The sequence below is a fragment of the Motilibacter peucedani genome (genome assembly GCF_003634695.1).
Lineage (GTDB): Bacteria > Actinomycetota > Actinomycetes > Motilibacterales > Motilibacteraceae > Motilibacter > Motilibacter peucedani.
Window position 1 is genome coordinate 525,798 of sequence record NZ_RBWV01000010.1, and the last position, 19,640, is coordinate 545,437.

Genomic DNA, 19,640 nt, shown 5'->3' on the forward strand with positions numbered 1-19,640 from the left:
CCGATGTCCCGGATCGTCCTCGGCGTCGGTGGGGGCATCGCTGCCTACAAGGCCTGCGAGCTCCTGCGCCGGCTGCGCGAGGCCGGCCACGCCGTGCGCGTGGTGCCCACCGCCGCGGCCCTGCAGTTCGTCGGCGCTCCCACCTGGGAGGCGCTCTCGGGCGAGCCCGTCGCCACCGAGGTGTGGTCCGAGGTGCCCGAGGTGCTGCACGTGCGCCTGGGGCGCGAGGCCGACCTGGTCGTCGTGGCGCCCGCCACCGCCGACCTGCTCGCCCGGGCCGCCGCCGGCAGGGCCGACGACCTGCTGACCAGCACCCTGCTGACCGCCCGCTGCCCGGTCGTCATGGCGCCCGCCATGCACACCGAGATGTGGGAGCACCCTGCGACCCGGGCCAACGTCGCCACGCTGCGCTCGCGCGGCGTCCTCGTGCTCGACCCCGGCGTCGGGCGGCTCACCGGCGCCGACTCCGGGCCGGGCCGGCTGCCCGAGCCCGAGCAGCTGGCCGAGGCGTGCCGCGTGGTGCTCGCCCGCGGCGGGCTCGCGCACGACCTCGCCGGCCGCCACGTGGTCGTCTCCGCGGGCGGCACCCGCGAGCCGCTCGACCCCGTGCGCTTCCTCGGCAACCGCTCCTCGGGCCGCCAGGGCGTCGCGCTCGCGGCCACCGCGCTCGCTCGCGGCGCCCGGGTCACCCTGGTCGGCGCCTCGCTCGCGGTGCCCGCCCCCGCCGGTGCCCGGCTCGTCCGGGTGACGACCGCCGAGCAGCTCGGCGAGGCGGTCCTCGAGGCCGCCGCCGACGCGGACGCGGTCGTCATGGCCGCCGCCGTCGCCGACTTCCGGCCGGTCTCGACCCAGGGGGCCAAGATCAAGAAGTCCGGCACCGGCGCCCCCGAGCTGGTGCTCGAGCAGACGGTCGACGTCCTGGCCCAGCTCGTGGCGGTGCGGCCGGCCGAGCAGGTGGTCGTCGGGTTCGCGGCCGAGACCGGCGACGAGACCGGCGACGCGCTCGCCCACGGCCGGGCCAAGCTCGCGCGCAAGGGCTGCGACCTGCTCGTCGTCAACGAGGTCGGGCCGGCCGGCCACCCCAGCGGCTTCGAGGGCGCCGACAACGCCGCGGTCGTGCTCGCCGCCGACGGGGCCGAGGTCGTGGTGCCGCTCGGGCCGAAGGAGGCCCTCGCCGACGTCGTGTGGGACCTCGTGGTGGCGCGGCTGCGCCGCTAGGCCCCCGCTAGACTCGTCGCGGCCGTTCACCGGCCGCGCCGACGCGCCCTGCGCCCGGTGTCCTCGTCAGCCGCAAGGAGCGCGTGTGTCCCGTCGCCTGTTCACGTCCGAGTCGGTCACCGAGGGGCATCCCGACAAGATCGCCGACCGCATCAGCGACTCGATCCTCGACGCGCTGCTCCGGGACGACCCGGGCAGCCGCGTGGCCGTCGAGACGCTGATCACCACGGGCCAGGTCCACGTCGCGGGCGAGGTCACCACGGCCACCTACGCCGACATCCCGGGCATCGTCCGCGACGCCGTCCTGGACATCGGCTACGACTCCTCGGCCAAGGGCTTCGACGGCCGGTCCTGCGGGGTCTCGGTCTCGATCGGCGCCCAGTCGCCCGACATCGCCCAGGGCGTCGACACCGCCTACGAGTCGCGGGTCGAGGGCGACGAGGACCCGCTCGACCGCCAGGGCGCGGGCGACCAGGGCCTGATGTTCGGCTACGCCAACGACGACACCCCCGAGCTGCTCCCGCTGCCGATCGCGCTGGCCCACCGCCTCGCCCAGCAGCTGACGCTGGTGCGCAAGGAGGGCCTGCTGCCCTACCTGCGCCCGGACGGCAAGACCCAGGTCACCATCGAGTACGACGGCGACCGCGCGGTCCGCCTCGACACCGTCGTCGTCTCCAGCCAGCACGCCGGCGACATCGACCTGGTCGGCCTGCTCGCCCCCGACATCGAGAAGCACGTCATCGCGCCGGTGCTCGCCACCGCGCCCGCGAGCCTCGACACCAGCGGCCACCGCACGCTGGTCAACCCGACCGGCAAGTTCGAGATCGGCGGCCCCATGGGCGACGCCGGGCTCACCGGTCGCAAGATCATCGTCGACACCTACGGCGGCTTCGCCCGCCACGGCGGCGGCGCGTTCTCGGGCAAGGACCCGTCCAAGGTCGACCGCTCGGCCGCCTACGCGATGCGCTGGGTCGCCAAGAACGTCGTGGCCGCCGGCCTCGCCACGCGCTGCGAGGTCCAGGTCGCCTACGCGATCGGCAAGGCCGAGCCGGTCGGGCTGTTCGTCGAGACGTTCGGCACCGGCGTCGTCGCCGACGAGCAGATCCAGGACGCGGTCACCTCCGTCTTCGACCTGCGCCCGGCCGCGATCATCCGCGACCTCGACCTGCTGCGCCCGATCTACGCGCAGACCTCGGCCTACGGCCACTTCGGCCGCGAGCTGCCGGACTTCACCTGGGAGCGCACCGACCGGGCCGACGCCCTGCGCTCCGCCGCCGGCGCCTGACGCCCGGCCTGTGGACGACGGCACGCCCGTCGTCGGTCGCGGCTGGTAGACCGGGGGCGTGAGCACCGCCCCCGGTCCGGCCGGCACCGCAGCGCACGAGGGCGACCCGCACCAGCAGCTCGCGCTCGTGCGCGAGGAGGTCCGGCGCGCCCGCCCTGCGCCGCCCGACCCGGTGGCGGCCGAGGCGCCGGTCGCCCGGGTCGTCGTCGACGTCTCGCTCGCCCACCTCGACCGGCCCTTCGACTACCTCGTGCCGCAGAGCCTGGCGGCCTCGGCGGTGCCCGGGGCCCGGGTGCGCGTCCGGTTCGCCGGGCGCGACCTCGACGGCTTCGTCGTGGAGCGCCTGGACTCCTCCGAGCACGGCGGGCGCATGGAGCGGCTGCGCCGGGTGGTCTCGCCGGAGCCGGTGCTGACCCCCGAGGTCCTGCGGCTGGCCCGCGCGGTCGCCGACCGCTACGCCGGCACGCTGGCCGACGTGCTGCGCCTGGCCGTGCCTCCGCGCCACGCCGGCGCGGAGGCCGAGGTCGCGGTGTCCGGGAGCGGGCCGCTCGCCGAGCCGGAGGCCTCCCGCTGGGCGCGCTACGCCGGCGGTGCCGAGCTCCACGCCGCGCTGCTCGCCGGCACGTCCCCGCCGCCGCGCGTCGTCTGGTCGGCGCTGCCCGGCCCGGCGTGGGCCGACGAGGCGGCCGAGCTGGTGCTCGCCTGCCTCTCGGGCGGGCGCGGCGCCCTGCTCGTGGCCCCGGACCAGCGCGACGTCGACCGGCTCGACGCCGCGCTCACCGCACGGCTCGGCGCCGGGCGGCACGTCGCGCTCACCGCCGGGCTCGGCCCCGCCGAGCGCTACCGGCGCTTCCTGGCCGTCTCGCGCCGCGACGTGCGCGTCGTGCTCGGCACCCGTGCCGCGGTGTTCGCGCCGGTGGCCGACCTGGGGCTGGTCCTCGTCTGGGACGACGGCGACGACAGCCTGGCCGAGCAGCGCTCGCCCTACCCGCACGCGCGCGAGGTGTGCCTGCTGCGGGCCAGCACCGCCGCGGGCCCGCACCCGCCCGCGCTGGTGCTCGGCGGCTGGGCCGTCTCGGCCGAGGGCGCGCTGCTCGTGCAGCGCGGCTGGGCGCGCCCCGTGCGGGCCGAGCGCGCCGTGGTCCGGGAGCACGCGCCGCGCGTCAGCACGCCCGCCGGCTCCCGCGACGGCGACGACCCGCTGGCGGTGGCGGCCCGCCTGCCGACCGCGGCGTGGCGGGTCGCGCGCGAGGGGCTGGAGCGGGGGCCGGTGCTGGTGCAGGTGCCCCGCGTCGGCTACGTGCCCGCGCTGGCCTGCGCGCGCTGCCGCACGCCGGCCCGGTGCACCTCCGACGAGGGCCCGCTCGCGCTGCCTGCTGCCGCACCGGCGGGTGCCGCAGGGGAGCCGGGGGGCGCCGAGCCGGCTGCGGCCCCGCGGTGCCGGTGGTGCGGCCGGGGTGCGCTGGGCTGGACCTGCCGCGCCTGCGGCGACCGGCGCCTGCGCGCGGTCACGGTCGGGGCCGAGCGCACCGCCGAGGAGCTGGGCCGCGCCTTCCCGCGGGCCCGCGTCGTGCAGAGCTCGGGCGAGCGCACCCGGCGCAGCGTGCCGGCCCGCCCGGCCCTTGTCGTCGCGACGCCCGGCGCCGAGCCGGTGGCCGAGGGCGGCTACGCGGCGGCGCTGCTGCTCGACGCCGCGCTGCTGCTCTCGCGCCCCGCGCTGCGCGCCCAGGAGGAGACCTACCGGCGCTGGACCGGTGCTGCGGCGCTGGTCCGTCCCGCCACCGAGGGCGGCGCGGTGGTCGTCGTGGCCGACCCGGCGCTGCCGGTCGTGCAGGCGCTGGTGCGCTGGGACCCCTTCGGCGCCGCCGACGCCGAGCTCGCCGACCGCGGGCCCCTGGCCCTGCCGCCGACCGCGCGCGTGGCGGTCCTGTCCGGCCCGCCGGCGGCGGTCACCGACGCGCTGGCCGAGCTGCGGCGGCTGCTCGCGGACGCGGGGGCGCTCGACGGCGTACGCACCGGTGCCGTCCTCGACGTGCCCGCACCTGCTGCGCCGGCCTCGGCGCCGTCTGCAGCGCCGGCCGAGCCGCGGGCGCAGGCGATGGTGCGCGCCGCGCGCCCGCAGGCCGCCGCGCTCTCGCGCGCGCTGGCCGCCGTGCAGGCGGTGCGCTCGGCGCGCCGCGACCTCGTGCCCGTGCGCGTCCAGGTCGACCCGGTCGACCTGGCCTAGCCCGGCGCCCGGCGCACGCGTCAGGGGGCGGCTCGTCGCGCCGCCTAGGATGGAGCGGACGCCCGGTGGGGGCGCCGCAGCCTGCAGCGAGGAGTCCCAGCCCCGTGGCCATCCAGCCCATCCGCCTGTTCGGGGACCCGGTGCTGCGCACGGCCGCCGAGCCGGTGCAGGTCTTCGACAAGGAGCTGCGCACCCTGGTCAAGGACCTCGCCGAGACCATGCTGGACGCGCCGGGAGCGGGGCTGGCGGCGCCGCAGATCGGGGTGTCGCTGCGGGTCTTCACCTACCACGTCGACGGCGTGCTGGGCCACCTCGTCAACCCGGTGCTCGACCTGTCCGACGAGCAGCAGGACGGCGACGAGGGCTGCCTGTCGCTGCCCGGGCTCACCTTCGACTGCCGTCGCGCGCTGCGCGTGGTCGCCAAGGGGCAGAACGAGTTCGGCGACCCCGTCGTCGTCGAGGGCAGCGACCTGCTGGCGCGCTGCGTGCAGCACGAGACCGACCACCTCGACGGCGTTCTGTTCGTCGACCGGCTCGACCGCGAGCAGCGCAAGCTCGCGCTGCGCGCCATCCGCGAGGCCGAGTGGGCGGGTGCGGCGCCGGTGGTCAAGGCCAGCCCGCACGCCACCTTCGGCGCGGCGCGCTAGCGGCGGGGCGCATGCGACTCGTCTTCGCCGGCACCCCCGAGGTGGCCGTGCCCTCGCTGGACGCCCTGCTGGCCAGCCGGCACGAGGTCGTCGCCGTCGTCACCCGCCCCGACGCGCCCGCCGGCCGCGGTCGCAAGCTCGCGCCGAGCCCGGTCGCGGACCGCGCCGCCGAGGCCGGCATCGAGACGCTGAAGCCGGCCAAGGTGCGTGACGAGGAGTTCCTCGACCGGCTGCGCGCGCTCGAGCCGGACGCCTGCCCGGTCGTCGCCTACGGCGCCCTCGTGCCGCCCGTGGCGCTCGGCGTCCCCCGCGTCGGCTGGGTCAACCTGCACTTCAGCCTGCTGCCGGCCTGGCGCGGCGCCGCACCGGTCCAGCACTCGCTGCTCGCCGGCGACGACGTGACCGGAGCCAGCACCTTCCTGCTCGAGGCCGGCCTCGACACCGGTCCCGTGTTCGGCACCCTCACCGAGACGGTGCGCCCGACCGACACCAGCGGCGACCTGCTCGGCCGGCTCTCGACCGCGGGCGCCGGCCTGCTCGTCGCGACGCTCGACGCCATCGAGGACGGCACCGCGGTCGCCGTGCCCCAGGCCGACGAGGGCGTCAGCCTGGCGCCGAAGCTCGAGGTCGACGACGCCCGGGTGCGCTGGCAGGAGCCGGCCTTCGCCGTCGACCGCCGCGTGCGGGCGTGCACACCTGCGCCGGGCGCGTGGAGCACGCTGCGCGGCGAACGCGTACGCCTCGGCCCGGTCCGCCCGCTGCCCGACGCCCCCGCGCTGTCCCCGGGGGAGCTGGCGGTCGACCGCTCCGGAGCCCGCGTGGGCACCGCCACGGTGCCCGTCGCGCTCGGCGAGGTGCGCCCCGCCGGCAAGCGGGCGATGGCGGCCGCCGACTGGCTGCGCGGGCTGCGGCCCGCCGCGGGCGAGCGGTTCGAGTGACCGGCGCCCCGGCCGGCCCGCGCCGGGGAGCGGCGGGCGGCCGCAGGCGTACCTCCTCGTCGGTGGACCCGGCCCGGCTGGCCGCCTACGACGTCCTGCGCGCGGTCGGCGAGCGCGACGCCTACGCCAACCTGGTGCTGCCGGGGCTGCTGCGCGAGCGGGGCATCACCGGCCGCGACGCGGCGCTGGCGACCGAGCTCGCCTACGGCAGCCTGCGCGGCACCGGCACCTACGACGCGGTGGTCGCGGCCTGCGTCGACCGCCCGCTGGGCCGGATCGACCCGCCCGTGCTCGACGCGCTGCGCCTGGGCGCCCACCAGCTGCTCGGCACCCGCGTGCCCACGCACGCCGCGGTGTCGACCAGCGTCGAGCTCGTCCGGGCCGGGGGTGCCGGCAGCGCCGCGGGCTTCGTCAACGCGGTGCTGCGCAAGGTCGGCCGCCGCGACCTGCTCGCCTGGGTCGACGCGCTCGCGCCGGCGGCGAGCGCCGACCCGCTCGACCGGCTGGCCCTGCTGCACGCCCACCCGCGCTGGGTCGTCGAGGCGTTCCGCGACGCGCTCGGCGGCGACCTCGAGGCGACGGAGCGGGCGCTCGCCGCCGACAACGTCGCGCCGCACGTGACGCTGGCGGTCCGCCCCGGCCGGGCGACCCGCGACGACCTCGACCCCGACCTCGCCGACGGGCGCTGGTCGCCGTGGGCCGCCGTGCTCGGCTCCGGCGACCCGGGCGCGGTGCCCGCGGTGCGCTCCGGCGCCGCCGGCGTGCAGGACGAGGGCAGCCAGCTGGTCGCGCTGGCGCTCGCGGGCGCGCCGCTCGACGGGCCCGACGCGCGCTGGCTCGACGGCTGCGCCGGACCGGGGGGCAAGGCGGCGCTGCTGACGGGGCTGGCCGCCGGGCGCGGCGCGCGCGTGCTGGCGGTCGAGCGCGCGCCTCACCGTGCCCGCCTGGTGGCGCAGACGGCGGGCGCGCCCTTCGGCGACCGGCCGGGTGCCGCGGTCGTCGCAGCCGACTCGACGAGCCGGCCGTGGGCCGCGGGGACGTTCGACCGGGCCCTGGTCGACGTCCCGTGCAGCGGGCTCGGCGCCCTGCGCCGCCGACCCGAGTCGCGGTGGCGCCGCACTCCCGACGACGTCGCCGGGCTCGCCGACCTGCAGCGCGCGCTGCTGGGCGCGGCGCTCGACGCCGTACGCAGTGGTGGCGTCGTCGCCTACGCCACCTGCAGCCCGCACCCCGCAGAGACCCGTGCGGTCGTCGCCGACGTCCTCACCGGCAGGGACGACGTCGAGCGGCTCGACGCCCGGGCGGTCCTCGACCAGGTCGCCGTGCGCCCGCTGCCGAGCCTCGGCGACGGCCCCGACGTGCAGCTGTGGCCGCACCTCCACGGCACCGACGCGATGTTCGTCAGCCTGCTGCGCAAGCGCTGACTACGCCACGCGCGTGAAGGTGCCGACCGGCAGCACCTCCCCGCCGCCGCGGGCGAGCACGACCGGCACCGGACCCGGGTCGCCCGGCGGCACCGTCAGCAGCGCCGTCGTGCCGTCGAACGACCACTCCGCAGCCACGCCGCCGACCAGGAGCTGGGTGTCGCTCTCGACGAAGAGCCAGTCGAAGTCGGGGGAGTGGGACACCACGACGGCGTCTCCCGCCGCCCCCTGCGCGGGCGCGAGCGAGAGCTGCGGGTCGCACGCCGTGGTGCCCGGCTCCGGCGGGAGCAGCTCGACCAGGGAGCGGTCGAACGACGGGCCGGCAGCATCGAGCACCGCGGTCATGGTCGCTGCGACCGCCTGCTCGTAGCAGCCCGCGGGCGCCCAGGTGCTGCCGAGGCCGGCTCCCCAGTCGGCCGCCGCCTGCGTCCACGCAGCGTCGTCGCCCGTCTTCAGCGCGGTGCAGACGTCGGCCGCGGCGAACCAGAACGCCTGGTGCTCAGGGCTCAGCCCCTCGTTGTCCATCCGCGGGGCGACGTCGGCCCGGGCGCTCGCGCACCCGCCCTCGAGCGTCGCGTAGGCGCCGGCGGGCTGGGTCGGGGCCGACGGGGAGGCCGGCCCGACCGGCACCCAGCGCACGCCCTTGCGCACCGCGCCGGTCGGCACCGGGTCGGGCACCGGCGGCGGGGTCTCGATGTCGGTGGGAGCCGGCGGCGCCGGCGGCGCCGGCGGAGCTGTCGGCGGCGGGGTCGGGCGCGGGGAGGGCTTCGGCGTGGGACGCACGGGCGGGTGCGGCCGCCGGACCGGGAGCACCGTGTCGCCGCGGCCGCGCAGCACCACATCGCGGCCGGGCCGCCCGTCGAGCACGTCGGAGCCGGGACCGCCGTCGAGCCGGTCGTTGCCCGACCCGCCGAGCAGCCGGTCACGTCCCGGCCCGCCCAGCAGGCGGTCGCCGCCGGAGCCGCCGCGGAGCAGGTCGTCGCCCCCGAGCCCGCGCAGCGTGTCACGGCCGGGGCCGCCGTCGAGGACGTCGCGCCGGGCGGAGCCGACCAGCACGTCGTCGCCCGCTCCGCCGTAGGCGTGGCCGCTGACGCAGACGAGGTCGTTGCCGCCCCGGGCGTCCACGACGGAGCCGGCGCCCCGCGCCACGATGACGTCGCGGTGCGGCGTCCCCGACACGTGCGCGCCTCGGTGCACGGCGACGATCGTCGCGCGGACGCCCTGGCAGCGCGCGGTCGCCGCTGCAGCAGCGAGCGGTGGGGTGGCAAGTGGCGTGCCGAGGACTGCACCGAGCAGCAGGGCGGTGGCGCGCCGCCGCGTACGTCGTGCAGCGTACGGTCCGGTCATGGCTCCCGCTCCTCTCCAGTGGTGTCAAGTGGGCTGTCGTGGACTCAGCGCGGCGGGCCGACGAACTCGAGCCGTACGCTGCTGCTCTCGGGCAGCACGACGAGGGGCCGGGTGCCGGGGTGCCAGCCGTCGGGCAGCAGGAACCACGTGCCGCCCGAGTGCTGGAGCAGGTGCGCGCCGGAGTAGCGGAACCGGTAGGCCGAGCCCTCGTCGCCGATGCGCTGCGCGTGCAGCGTCGCCCACTCGAGGTGCAGGTCGTCCTTGCTGTAGACGACGGCAGCCGGCAGCGAGCCGACGCTGCGCTCGACCTCGTCGGCGCGACCCCGCCCCACGACTCCGGCGAACTCGGTGACCTCCCAGAACAGCGCCGCCGTGACCAGCACGCCCACGACCACCCCGCGCAGGGACGCCACCCAGGCCGGTCGCGTCGCCGCGTGGCCGTCGAGCCGGTCGAGCAGCTCGAGCAGGCGCAGCGCGTACTCCGTCACGACGACGCCGGCGCCGATGCCCAGCGGCACAACGAGCCAGCGCGCGTCCGGCAGCGGCCACACGGCGAGCGCCGCGAGCAGCGGCAGGACCAGCCAGGCAGCTGCAGCCAGCCGGCGAGCCACCTGCCGCACCGCCGGGCGCCCGGCGGGGACTGCGACCCGGCGCAGCACGGCCGCGTGCACCACCAGCCCGGCCAGCACCACGGCCGAGCCGGCGAGCACGGGGACGTAGAGCGAGTCGACGCTGCGCAGCACGTAGTCGCGAGTGCTCATCGCGAACACGCTCTCGTCGAGCCCCATCGCCTCGGCCTGCTGGGCCGAGCGCGCCCAGCCGAAGTAGAAGAGCAGGCCGGTGGCGACCGTGACCGGCGGGCCGACCAGGCCGAGGGCGCGCAGCGCGGGCGCGACGCCGGGGCCCTCGGGCTCGGTCGGCGCAGGCGCAGGAGCAGCGGGCGTGCGCGACCGGGGTACGCGACCGGCGACCGGACCGGGCGACATGGCGCCTCCTCCGCGGGCCCCGACGAGACGGGCCCTGTGGTGCAGAGCAGCGAGCAGCCCGCGTGATACACCGCCCGGACAGGTGCTCCGTAGACTCCGCCGCGTGACGATCCGGATCTCGCCCAGCGTCCTGAACGCCGACCTGTCCGACCTGCGCGGCGAGGTCGCCCGCATCGCCGACGCGGCCGACTGGGTGCACGTCGACGTCATGGACGGTCACTTCGTGCCCAACCTGACGCTGGGCCTGCCGGTCGTCGAGCGGCTGGCCGCCGCCAGCGCCCTTCCCCTCGACTGCCACCTGATGGTCGAGGACCCCGACCGGTGGGCGCCGGGCTACGCGGAGGCCGGCGCCCGCTCGGTCACCTTCCACGCCGAGGCGGTGGGGGCGCCCGTACGCCTGGCGCGCGAGCTGCGGCGGCTGGGCGCCCGTGCGGGGCTGGCGCTCAACCCGGCGACGCCGGTGGAGCCCTACGCCGACCTGCTGCCGGAGTTCGACATGGTGCTGCTGATGACCGTGGAGCCCGGCTTCGGCGGCCAGCCGTTCCTCGACGGCGTCCTGCCCAAGCTGCGCCGGACGCGTGCCCTCGTCGAGGCGTCCGGGGCCGACGTCTGGCTGCAGGTGGACGGCGGCGTGCGCGCGTCGACGATCGAGCGGTGCGTCGAGGCCGGGGCCGACATGATCGTCGCGGGCTCCGCGGTCTACGGCGCCGACGACCCGGCGGAGGCGGTGCGTGCCCTGCGGCGGGCCGCCGAGCAGGTGCAGGTCACGCCAGGGCGATGAGCGCGACGGCGCCGACGGCGGCGCCGAGCCCCAGCAGCTGGGTGCCGGCCAGCCGCTCGCGCAGCACCGACTGGGCGAGCAGCACCGTGCTGACCGGGTAGAGCGAGGCGAGCACGCCCGTGATGGCGAGCAGGCCGCGCTGGGTGGCGAGCAGGTAGAGCGCGTTGGCGCCCATGTCGGCGACGCCCGCGAGCACGACCAGCGGAGTGCTCGAGCGCGGCAGGACCAGGCTGCGCCGCGCCAGCAGCGCGCCCGCCGCCACCACCACGACCGAGGTGGAGCGCGCCCCGACCAGCGGCCAGAGCCCGCTGTCGGACGAGGTCTCGTGCAGCAGCACGAAGAACACGCCGAACGCGGCGCCGGCGAGCACGGCCGGCAGCAGGTCCGACTCGCGCAGGGCGCGCACGCTGGGCACGCCGTCCTCGGCGGAGATCAGCGCGACGGCGACCAGCGCGACGACGATGCCCACGAGCGCGGCCACGGTCACCGACTCGCCCTGCACCAGTCCCACCAGCACCGGCACCGCGGCCGCGGTGACGGCCGTGACCGGCGCGACCATGCTCATGACACCGCTGGCGAGCGCCCGGTAGAACAGCAGCAGTCCGCCGGAGCCGGCGAGCCCCGCGGCCGCGCCCCAGGCCAGGTCGGTGCCCGTGGGGGAGCCGTCGAGCACCGGCAGCAGGGCGAGCAGCGCCAGCAGGCCGGCGAACTGCGAGACGACGACGACGGCGACGGTAGTGGCGCGGCGGGTGGCGAGCCCGCCGCAGAAGTCGGCTGTCCCGTAGACGAGCGCCGAGGCGAGCGCGAGGAAGACGGCCACGGGATACCTCTCGGAGTTCATCCGCGCTGCGGAGTCGCGGTGCACTACGGTGTACCAGCAGTGCAGTGCACTGGGATGTATAGCACTGCAGTGCACCGTGCGGCCAATCCATTGCACCCGACGCGACAGACGACGCGACAGACGCTCAGGAGGAGCCCCGTGCCCGACGCCGACGCGGTCGCCGCCGCCGTGGCCCGCAACGTACGCCGCCTGCGCCAGGAGCGCGGGTGGACGCTCGACGCGCTGGCCTCCCGCGCCGGGCTGAGCAAGGGGATGCTCGTGCAGGTGGAGCAGACCCGCACCAACCCCAGCCTCGGCACGCTGTGCCGGCTCGCCGACGCGATCGGCGTCAGCCTGGCCCGCCTGGTCGAGCTCGACGAGGCTCCGGTCGTGCGGGTCGTCGCCGCCGACCAGGCCGCCGTCCTGTGGAGGTCCGAGAACGGCTCGGCGCGGCTGCTGGTGGGCAGCGACCGCAGCTCGCACCTCGAGCTGTGGGACTGGGTGCTCGGCCCCGGCGAGGTGCACCGCAGCGAGGAGCACGCGCCCGGCACCCAGGAGCTCCTGCACGTCGCCGCGGGCGTGCTCACCCTCGACGTCGACGGCCACGACCACCGGGTCGAGACCGACGGCGCCGCGGTCTTCCAGGCCGACCGCCCGCACGCCTACCGCAACGACGGCACCGTCCCGCTGCGCCTGACCATGATGGTCGCCCAGCCGGAGAGCGACCTCGACCCCGCGGTGTTCGAGCCCGCCGCCCGGCTCGCGCCGTGAGCAGCCCCGCGCCGCGCCGGCTCGCGGTCGTCGCGCACCCGGTCGACGCCTACTCGCCCCGCCGTCTCGCGCAGGCGGCGCGCGAGCAGGGGCACGAGGTGGCGCTGGTCGACGCCCGCCGGGTCTCCGCCTCGGCGGCGCGCACGCTGCTGCTCGACGGCTGGCCGGTCGAGGCCGACGGGGCCGTGCACATCCTGAGCACCGACTTCCCCAACGCGCTCGACGTGCTCGAACGCTGCCGGGCGACCCTGCCCGTGCTCAACCCGCGCGACGCGTGCCTGCGCAGCGCCGACAAGCACGCCACCTACCTCGCGCTGCTCGCCGCCGGTGTGCCGACGCCGGCGACCACGCGCTGCACCACCGACGCGGAGCTGCTGGCTGCCGCCGAGCGCCACGGCTGGCCGGCGGTCGTCAAGCGGCCCGACGGCTCGGGAGGCGAGCAGGTACGCCTGGCGCGCGACCCCGCGCAGCTGCGAGCCTGCGCCGCCGAGCTGCGCCGCGGTGGCGGTCCGCTGCTCGTGCAGCGGTTCGTGGCCCGCTCGTCCGGCACCGACCTGCGCCTGGTCGTCGTGGGCGGTGCGGTCGTCGCTGCGGGACGGCGGGTGGCGCTGCCCGGCGAGTTCCGCTCGAACCTCGCCCAGGGCGGCCACGGGGAGCGCGCGGAGCCGACCGAGCGCGAGTGCGAGCTCGCCGTGCGGGCAGCCGCGGCGGTCGGGCTCGACGTCGCCGGCGTCGACGTCCTGGCCGACGACGACGGGCCGGTGGTGCTCGAGACCAACAGCTTCCCCGGCCTCTACGACATCGAGCCGCTGACCGGGGTCGACGTGGCCGGCGCCGTCGTGGCGCTGCTGGCCGACCGGCTGCGCGCCGCCGCCGGCAGCGACGACGGGCTCGGCGAGGCGCGCGAGGCCTGAGCGCGCTGCGCGCCCCGGCGAGCCCGGCGTCAGGGGCGGCGGGCGGTGACGAAGCGGTCGTCGCCGAACTGGTCGCGCCGGTCCTGCACCTCGAGCCAGCGCGGGGCGAAGACCGCGGGCGCCGAGCTGCCCTGCCGGTCCGAGTGCTCGACCACCACGAGGCCGCCGGGACGCAGCAGCCGCCAGGCGGCCTGCTCGACCTCGCGCACGGCGTCGAGGCCGTCGGGGCCGCTGACGAGCGCCTGGTGCGGGTCGTGGTCGCGCACGCCGGGATCGACGCCGGCCAGCTCGTGGTCGGCGACGTAGGGCGGGTTGCTGGTCACGACGTCGACCTGGCCGTCCAGGTCGGGGAACGAGCTGACGGCCGGCGACTCCACGAACGGCACGTCGAGGCCGAGCCGCTCGGCGTTGCGCCGGGCCCAACCGAGCGCGACCGGGTCGAGGTCGGAGGCGCGCACGTGCGCGTGCGGGCACTCGGCGGCCACCGAGAGCGCGACCGTGCCCCCGCCGGTGCACAGGTCGACCACCACGGGGTTCCCCGGCAGTGCGGCCACGTGGGCCACCACGGCGTCGACCACCGCGGAGGTCTCGGGCTGGGGCAGGAACACCCCGTCGCCCACCGCGAGCTCCAAGCCGCGGAACTGCACGCGGCCGAGGACGCGGCCCAGCGGCTCGCCCGCCTCCCGCCGCGCCTGCAGCTCGCGCAGCAGCACCTCGTGCTCGCCGGACCAGGGGCCGGGCAGCTGCCCGCTGACGGAGGCGGTCAGGGCGACGTGCTCGTCGAGGTCCTGCACTCGAGTCTCCTGCGGGGTCGTGGGGAGGGGCGGTGCCCCTGAGGCGGAGGACGGGTCCGCTCAGGGTCGCACCAGGGTCTGGTCCGGGTCCGTCCCCGATGTGCCCCACCCGGTCGGGCGAGCAGTGTGGAGTCATCGGGCGAGACACCTTCGCACGAGTGCTCCCATCCCACCTGTCGAGAGAGAGAACCCCCATGGACGGCATCCACGACTGCATGCGGCGCGAGGGCCTGGTCCGGCCGCGCTCGGGCAGGGTCCTCGGCGGCGTCTGCGCCGGCCTCGCCACCCGGCTCGGCCTCGAGCCCTGGCCCACCCGCGCGCTGTTCGTGCTCGCGCTGCTCGTGCTGCCCGGCAGCCAGCTCCTCGTCTACCCCCTGCTCTGGGTGCTGATGCCCAAGGAGGCGCCCGCCGCCCAGGCGTGGACCGGCACTCCGCACCCGGCGATCTGAGCCGACCCCTGCCGCGAGCGGCCCGTCCGTGAGAGCCTGGGACCGACAACGACGCGTGCCCCGGGGTCGGTGCAATTCCGAACCGGCGGTGACAGTCCGCGACCCGGCCGCAGCCAGCGGCCGGTTGACCCGGTGCAACTCCGGGACCGACGGTGAGAGTCCGGACGGGAGGCGGCACGCGGCGGGGTGCACCCGGAGCGCCCGGGCGCGGTCGCAGCTCTGACGTCCTCCGACGTCTCCAGCCGGCCGTCGCCGTGGGGCCTCGGCGGCCGCACCCCAGCCGCGCCGACCCTCCTGCACCTCCCGGAGCCGCCCGAGCGCGGAGGGAGCAGGGCCCGGTGGCAGGCGCGAGCGAGATCACCGCCATGCGGCGCGCCGTCGAGCTGGCGGGCCGCGGCGCAGCGACGGCCTCGCCCAACCCCGTCGTCGGGTGCGTGGTGCTCGCCCCCTCGGGCGAGACCGTCGGCGAGGGCTGGCACGAGCGGCCCGGCGGCCCCCACGCCGAGGTGGCCGCCCTGCGCAGGGCGGGGCCTGCCGCCCGTGGCGCCACGGCGGTGGTCACCCTCGAGCCCTGCCGGCACACCGGGCGCACCGGCCCGTGCACCACCGCGTTGCTGGAAGCAGGGGTCGCGCGCGTCGTCTACGCCGTGCCCGACCCGAGCGATCAGGCCGGAGGGGGAGCCGCCGTCCTCGCGGCGGCCGGCGTCGAGGTCGAGGCCGGCGTGCTCCGTGCCGAGGCCGAGCAGGTCAACGCCCGCTGGCTCGCCGCCGCCCGGCTCGGCCGCCCGCACGTCACGTGGAAGTTCGCCGGCACGCTCGACGGCCGCTCGGCGGCTGCCGACGGCAGCAGCCGCTGGATCACCGGGCCGGAGGCGCGCGCCGACGTCCACCGGCTGCGGGCCGGGATGGACGCCGTCGTCGTCGGCGTCGGCACCGTGCTCGCCGACGACCCGGCGCTGACCGTACGCGGCGTGCACCCGCCGCCCGCCCGCCCGCCGCTGCGCGTGGTGGTCGACAGCGCCGGGCGCACCCCGTCGACCGCGCGCGTCCTCGACGCGGAGGCGCCCACGTGGGTCGCCACGACCGCCGAGCTCGGCAGCGACGCTGCCGGCCGCGTACCCCTCGCCGCCGTCGTGTACGGCCTGCGCGCGCGAGGCGTGCTCGCCGCCCTGCTCGAGGGCGGTCCGACGCTGGCCGGCGCCTTCGTGCGCGCCGGGCTCGTCGACCGGGTCGTCGGCTACGTCGCGCCCGCGCTGCTCGGAGCCGGCGCGGCCGTCCTCGGCGAGGCCGGGGTCGCCTCGATCGACGGCGCCCACCGGCTCGTGCTCGACGACGTGACGCTGCTCGGCACCGACCTGCGGCTGACCGGCTCGTTCGCCCGGCGCCCCCACCAGCCTGCACACCCGTCCGGCACCGCGGGTGCCAGCGAGGAGGAGTCCACGTGTTCACCGGGATAGTCGAGGAGCTCGGCTCCGTCGTCCGCGTCGAGCAGCTCGCCGACAGCGCGCGGCTGCACGTGCGGGGACCGCGGGTGGTCTCCGACGCCGTGCCCGGCGCGAGCATCGCCGTCAACGGCGTCTGCCTGACGGTCACCGAGCTCGAGGGCGACGTCTTCGCCGCCGACGTCATGCGCGAGACGCTCGACCGGTCCTCGCTGGGCGCGCTGCAGGCCGGCGCCGCGGTCAACCTCGAGCGGCCCGTGCGCCTGCAGGACCGGCTCGGCGGCCACGTCGTGCAGGGCCACGTCGACGGCGTCGGCACCGTGCTGTCGCGCACGCCGGGGGAGCGCTGGGAGGTGGTCCGCGTCGGCGTGCCGGCCGGGCTGCTGCGCTACGTCGTCGAGAAGGGCTCGATCACGGTCGACGGCGTCTCGCTGACCGTGAGCGCTCGCGGCACGGGCGAGGGCGGCGACTGGCTGGAGGTCAGCCTCATCCCGACGACGCTCGCGCTCACGACGCTGGGCGGCGCACCGCCCGGCACGCCGGTCAACCTCGAGGTCGACGTGCTGGCGAAGTACGTCGAGTCGCTGCTCGCCGGGGCCGGCAGGTGAGCGCGCCGACGGTCGGCCTCGCGTCGGTCGAGCGCGCCGTCGAGGAGGTGCGCGCCGGCCGGCCGGTAATCGTCGTCGACGACGCCGACCGCGAGGACGAGGGCGACCTGATCTTCGCGGGCGAGCACGCCACCCCGGAGCTGGTGGCCTTCGTCGTGCGGCACACCTCGGGCTACCTGTGCGTGAGCCTGCCCGAGGAGGAGGCCGACCGGCTCGGACTGCCGCCGATGACGGTCGTCAACGAGGACCGGCGCGGCACCGCGTACTCCGTCACCGTGGACGCGCGCGCCGGCGTCACGACCGGCATCTCGGCCACCGACCGCGCCCACACGATCCGGCTGCTCTCGAGCCCGGACACCGGCGCCGGCGACCTGTCGCGGCCGGGCCACGTCGTCCCGCTGCGCGCCCGCCCCGGCGGCGTGCTGCGCCGCGCGGGCCACACCGAGGCGGCCGTCGACCTGTGCCGGCTCGCCGGCCTGCGTCCGGCCGGGGTGCTCGCCGAGGTGGTGAGCGAGGAACGGCCCGGCGACATGGCCCGGCTGCCCGAGCTGACGCGCTTCGCCGAGCGCCACGGCCTCGTGGTCGTGACGATCGCCGACCTCATCGCCCACCGGCGCCGCGTCGACCGCTACGTCGAGCGGGTCGCCGAGACGGTGCTGCCGACGCGCTGGGGCTCGTTCCGCGCCGTCGGCTACCGCGACGTCGTGGACGGCGCGGAGCAGGTGGCCCTGGTCGCCGGCGAGGTGGGCGACGGCGAGGACGTGCTCGTACGCGTGCACTCCGAGTGCCTCACCGGCGACGCCTTCGGCTCCCTGCGCTGCGACTGCGGCCCGCAGCTCGAGGCCGCGCTGCAGGCAGTGACGGCGGAGGGCCGCGGCGTCGTGCTCTACCTGCGCGGCCACGAGGGCCGGGGGATCGGGCTGGTCGACAAGCTGCGTGCCTACGCGCTGCAGGACTCCGGCGCCGACACCGTCGAGGCGAACCTCGCGCTCGGCCTGCCGGCCGACGCGCGCGACTACGGCAGCGGCGCCCAGGTGCTCGCCGACCTCGGCGTGCGCACCATGCGCCTGCTGACCAACAACCCGACCAAGCGCGCGGGGCTCGAGGGCTACGGGCTCCAGATCACCGGTACGGTTCCGCTGGCGGTCGCTGCGACCAGCGACAACCTGCGCTACCTGCAGACCAAGCGCGACCGGATGGGGCACACGCTGCCCGACCTGCCGGAGCTGCCGGACGCCATCGAGAGGGAGAGGAACGCGACGTGAGCGGCGCAGGAGCACCCACCACGCTGGCCGACGGGCACGGGCTGCGCGTCGCCGTGGTCGCGGCCAGCTGGCACCAGCAGGTGATGGACGGCCTGCTCGACGGCGCCATGCGCGCGCTCGCCGAGTGCAAGGTCGAGGAGCCGTGGCTGGTCCGCGTGCCGGGCACGTTCGAGCTGCCGGTGGCGGCGGCCCGGCTCGCGCGGTGCAAGATCGACGCCATCGTGGCGCTGGGGGTCGTGATCCGCGGCGGCACGCCGCACTTCGACTACGTCTGCTCGGCGGCCACCTCGGGGCTGACCCAGGTCTCGGTCACCACCGGCATCCCGGTCGGCTTCGGCGTGCTCACGTGCGACGACGAGGCGCAGGCACTGGCACGCAGTGGTCTGCCGGGGTCCGAAGAGGACAAGGGTTATGAGGCGGCGAGTGCCGCCGTCAGCACCGCGGTGCGGCTGCGCGACATCGAGAAGGGTTGGGCATGAAGACGTTCGAGGGCCTGTGGGCAGAGCTCAGCGAGAAGGCGGCCACCCGGCCGGCCGGCTCGGGCACCGTCGAGGAGCTCGACCGCGGCGTGCACTTCATCGGCAAGAAGGTGCTCGAGGAGGCCGCCGAGTCGTGGATGGCGGCCGAGCACGAGTCCGACGAGCGCACGGCCGAGGAGGTCAGCCAGCTGCTCTACCACGTGCAGGTGCTGCTGCTGGCACGCGGGCTGACGCTGGAGGACGTCTACGCGCACCTGTGAGGCATGTTTGACGTGTGGTTGTAAGTCCGCTTACGATAAGCGTACTTACTACCGGAGGGACGACACGATGGTCGACTACACGCACAGCCTGGACACCACTGCCGACGCTGCAGCGGTGTGGGCGCTCTACGCCGACCCCGCCTCCTGGCCCTCGTGGGACGGTGGGTGCGAGCGCCAGGAGCTCGACGGCCCGCTCGCCGCCGGCACCACGGGCCGGTTCACGCCGGCGGGCGGCGAGCCGCTGCCCTTCACGGTCACCTGGGCGCAGCCGGGTGCCGGCTTCACCGACGAGTTCGAGCTTCCCGGCGCGGTGCTGCGCGGCACCCACACGCTCACCCCGCTGGCCGACGGGGGCACGCGCATCACCCACCGCATGGAGCTCACCGGCCCGGCGGCCGACGAGCTGGCACAGCACATCTGGGCCGGCATCACCGACGACATCCCGCTCACCGTCGCGGCGCTCGCACGCGCCGCAGGAGCGGTTCACGCGGCAGTGCCCGCGGGATGAGCGGGCAGCGGCAGGGCCCCGGCGCGGGGGAGAGCCCGGGGTTCCTGCTCTGGCGCGCGACCCTGCGCTGGCAGCGCGTCATGGCGGCGACGCTCGCGCCGCTCGAGCTCACGCACGTGCAGTTCGTGCTGTTGGCGTCGGCGTTCTGGCTGGGGAGCACCGAGGGTCGTCCGCCCAGCCAGCGCGAGCTCGCCGACCACGCCGCCAGCGACGTGATGACGACCAGCTCGGTGGTGCGCGCGCTCGAGGGCAAGGGGCTCGTCGAGCGGGTGCCCGACGCGACCGACGCGCGGGTGCGGCGAGTCGTGGTGACAGCTGCCGGCGCGGAGCTCGCACAGCGGGCGATGTCGCAGGTCGAGCAGGCCGACCGCACCTTCTTCGCCGAGTCGGCCGGCGGTGCCGACGAGGCCGTGGTGCTCGAGCTCCTGCGCGGGCTCGCCGGCTGGCCGGCCGGGGGCCGTCTGACAGGATGACGCC

General features: G+C 77.1%; 21 protein-coding genes and 1 riboswitch. Of the genes, 17 read left to right on the top strand and 4 right to left on the bottom strand.

What is annotated here, in order from left to right:
* Nucleotides 1-3: 3 nt before the first annotated feature.
* The 6 genes from coaBC (at nt 4) to CLV35_RS07310 (ending at nt 7,739) form a co-directional block, all read left to right on the top strand.
* A complete protein-coding gene (coaBC, locus tag CLV35_RS07285) occupies nt 4-1,218 on the top strand; it encodes a bifunctional phosphopantothenoylcysteine decarboxylase/phosphopantothenate--cysteine ligase CoaBC (RefSeq protein WP_121192777.1) in 1,215 nt (404 codons plus the stop codon).
* Between the two features lie 85 nt (nt 1,219-1,303).
* Nucleotides 1,304-2,503 carry a methionine adenosyltransferase gene (gene metK, locus CLV35_RS07290; RefSeq protein WP_121192778.1) on the top strand — a complete coding sequence of 400 codons (1,200 nt, stop codon included), beginning with the start codon at nt 1,304-1,306 and terminating at the stop codon, nt 2,501-2,503.
* Between the two features lie 58 nt (nt 2,504-2,561).
* Entirely contained in the window at nt 2,562-4,730 is a 2,169-nt protein-coding gene (locus CLV35_RS07295) for a primosomal protein N' (protein ID WP_121192779.1), read from the top strand.
* A gap of 104 nt (nt 4,731-4,834) precedes the next feature.
* Nucleotides 4,835-5,377, top strand: coding sequence for a peptide deformylase (def, locus tag CLV35_RS07300; protein WP_121192780.1), 543 nt, complete (start codon nt 4,835-4,837; stop codon nt 5,375-5,377).
* Between the two features lie 11 nt (nt 5,378-5,388).
* Complete coding sequence (gene fmt, locus CLV35_RS07305) at nt 5,389-6,315, top strand: methionyl-tRNA formyltransferase (protein WP_121192781.1); 927 nt, start codon at nt 5,389-5,391, stop codon at nt 6,313-6,315.
* Nucleotides 6,312-7,739: an RsmB/NOP family class I SAM-dependent RNA methyltransferase gene (locus CLV35_RS07310; RefSeq protein ID WP_231121572.1), complete on the top strand. Its 1,428-nt coding sequence runs from the start codon at nt 6,312-6,314 to the stop codon at nt 7,737-7,739. The genes fmt and CLV35_RS07310 overlap by 4 nt, the downstream gene beginning before the upstream one ends.
* Here the strand turns inward: CLV35_RS07310 and CLV35_RS19975 are convergent, their stop codons facing one another.
* Both CLV35_RS19975 and CLV35_RS07320 read right to left on the bottom strand, forming a co-directional pair.
* Nucleotides 7,740-9,086 (bottom strand): calcium-binding protein, encoded by a 1,347-nt coding sequence (locus CLV35_RS19975; protein WP_183061861.1) that lies wholly within the window; start codon nt 9,084-9,086, stop codon nt 7,740-7,742.
* 44 nt (nt 9,087-9,130) lie between these two features.
* Nucleotides 9,131-10,072, bottom strand: a complete 942-nt coding sequence (locus tag CLV35_RS07320) for a hypothetical protein (protein WP_121192783.1) — start codon at nt 10,070-10,072, stop codon at nt 9,131-9,133.
* Between the two features lie 103 nt (nt 10,073-10,175).
* Here CLV35_RS07320 and rpe point away from each other — a divergent pair, with 103 nt between their 5' ends.
* Entirely contained in the window at nt 10,176-10,853 is a 678-nt protein-coding gene (rpe, locus tag CLV35_RS07325; protein ID WP_121192784.1) for a ribulose-phosphate 3-epimerase, read from the top strand.
* Here rpe and CLV35_RS07330 read toward each other — a convergent pair.
* Nucleotides 10,837-11,694 (bottom strand): EamA family transporter, encoded by an 858-nt coding sequence (locus CLV35_RS07330; protein ID WP_231121573.1) that lies wholly within the window; start codon nt 11,692-11,694, stop codon nt 10,837-10,839. The two genes, rpe and CLV35_RS07330, sit on opposite strands and share 17 nt — an antisense overlap.
* Before the next feature lie 138 nt (nt 11,695-11,832).
* Between CLV35_RS07330 and CLV35_RS07335 the strand changes: the two genes are divergently transcribed.
* Together CLV35_RS07335 and CLV35_RS07340 are read left to right on the top strand one after the other, a co-directional pair.
* Nucleotides 11,833-12,444, top strand: coding sequence for a helix-turn-helix domain-containing protein (locus CLV35_RS07335; protein WP_231121574.1), 612 nt, complete (start codon nt 11,833-11,835; stop codon nt 12,442-12,444).
* On the top strand, nt 12,441-13,358 hold the full coding sequence (locus CLV35_RS07340) for an ATP-grasp domain-containing protein (protein ID WP_121192787.1): 918 nt from the start codon (nt 12,441-12,443) through the stop codon (nt 13,356-13,358). The genes CLV35_RS07335 and CLV35_RS07340 overlap by 4 nt, the downstream gene beginning before the upstream one ends.
* A 29-nt stretch (nt 13,359-13,387) precedes the next feature.
* Here the strand turns inward: CLV35_RS07340 and prmC are convergent, their stop codons facing one another.
* Complete coding sequence (prmC, locus tag CLV35_RS07345; RefSeq protein WP_121192788.1) at nt 13,388-14,152, bottom strand: peptide chain release factor N(5)-glutamine methyltransferase; 765 nt, start codon at nt 14,150-14,152, stop codon at nt 13,388-13,390.
* Nucleotides 14,153-14,346: 194 nt separating this feature from the next.
* Between prmC and CLV35_RS07350 the strand changes: the two genes are divergently transcribed.
* The 8 genes from CLV35_RS07350 (at nt 14,347) to CLV35_RS07385 (ending at nt 19,636) form a co-directional block, all read left to right on the top strand.
* On the top strand, nt 14,347-14,601 hold the full coding sequence (locus CLV35_RS07350; RefSeq protein ID WP_121192789.1) for a PspC domain-containing protein: 255 nt from the start codon (nt 14,347-14,349) through the stop codon (nt 14,599-14,601).
* Between the two features lie 51 nt (nt 14,602-14,652).
* A riboswitch (FMN riboswitch) is annotated at nt 14,653-14,783 on the top strand.
* Between the two features lie 156 nt (nt 14,784-14,939).
* Entirely contained in the window at nt 14,940-16,058 is a 1,119-nt protein-coding gene (gene ribD, locus CLV35_RS07355; RefSeq protein WP_121192790.1) for a bifunctional diaminohydroxyphosphoribosylaminopyrimidine deaminase/5-amino-6-(5-phosphoribosylamino)uracil reductase RibD, read from the top strand.
* Nucleotides 16,043-16,651, top strand: a complete 609-nt coding sequence (locus CLV35_RS07360; RefSeq protein WP_121192791.1) for a riboflavin synthase — start codon at nt 16,043-16,045, stop codon at nt 16,649-16,651. Before ribD ends, CLV35_RS07360 begins: the two co-directional genes overlap by 16 nt.
* Nucleotides 16,648-17,916, top strand: a complete 1,269-nt coding sequence (locus CLV35_RS07365; RefSeq protein ID WP_121192792.1) for a bifunctional 3,4-dihydroxy-2-butanone-4-phosphate synthase/GTP cyclohydrolase II — start codon at nt 16,648-16,650, stop codon at nt 17,914-17,916. Before CLV35_RS07360 ends, CLV35_RS07365 begins: the two co-directional genes overlap by 4 nt.
* On the top strand, nt 17,913-18,395 hold the full coding sequence (gene ribH, locus CLV35_RS07370; RefSeq protein ID WP_121192793.1) for a 6,7-dimethyl-8-ribityllumazine synthase: 483 nt from the start codon (nt 17,913-17,915) through the stop codon (nt 18,393-18,395). The genes CLV35_RS07365 and ribH overlap by 4 nt, the downstream gene beginning before the upstream one ends.
* Nucleotides 18,392-18,655: a phosphoribosyl-ATP diphosphatase gene (locus CLV35_RS07375; RefSeq protein WP_121192794.1), complete on the top strand. Its 264-nt coding sequence runs from the start codon at nt 18,392-18,394 to the stop codon at nt 18,653-18,655. Before ribH ends, CLV35_RS07375 begins: the two co-directional genes overlap by 4 nt.
* 67 nt (nt 18,656-18,722) lie before the next feature.
* Complete coding sequence (locus CLV35_RS07380; protein WP_121192795.1) at nt 18,723-19,163, top strand: SRPBCC family protein; 441 nt, start codon at nt 18,723-18,725, stop codon at nt 19,161-19,163.
* Nucleotides 19,160-19,636, top strand: a complete 477-nt coding sequence (locus tag CLV35_RS07385) for a MarR family winged helix-turn-helix transcriptional regulator (protein WP_121192796.1) — start codon at nt 19,160-19,162, stop codon at nt 19,634-19,636. The genes CLV35_RS07380 and CLV35_RS07385 overlap by 4 nt, the downstream gene beginning before the upstream one ends.
* Nucleotides 19,637-19,640: the final 4 nt, after the last annotated feature.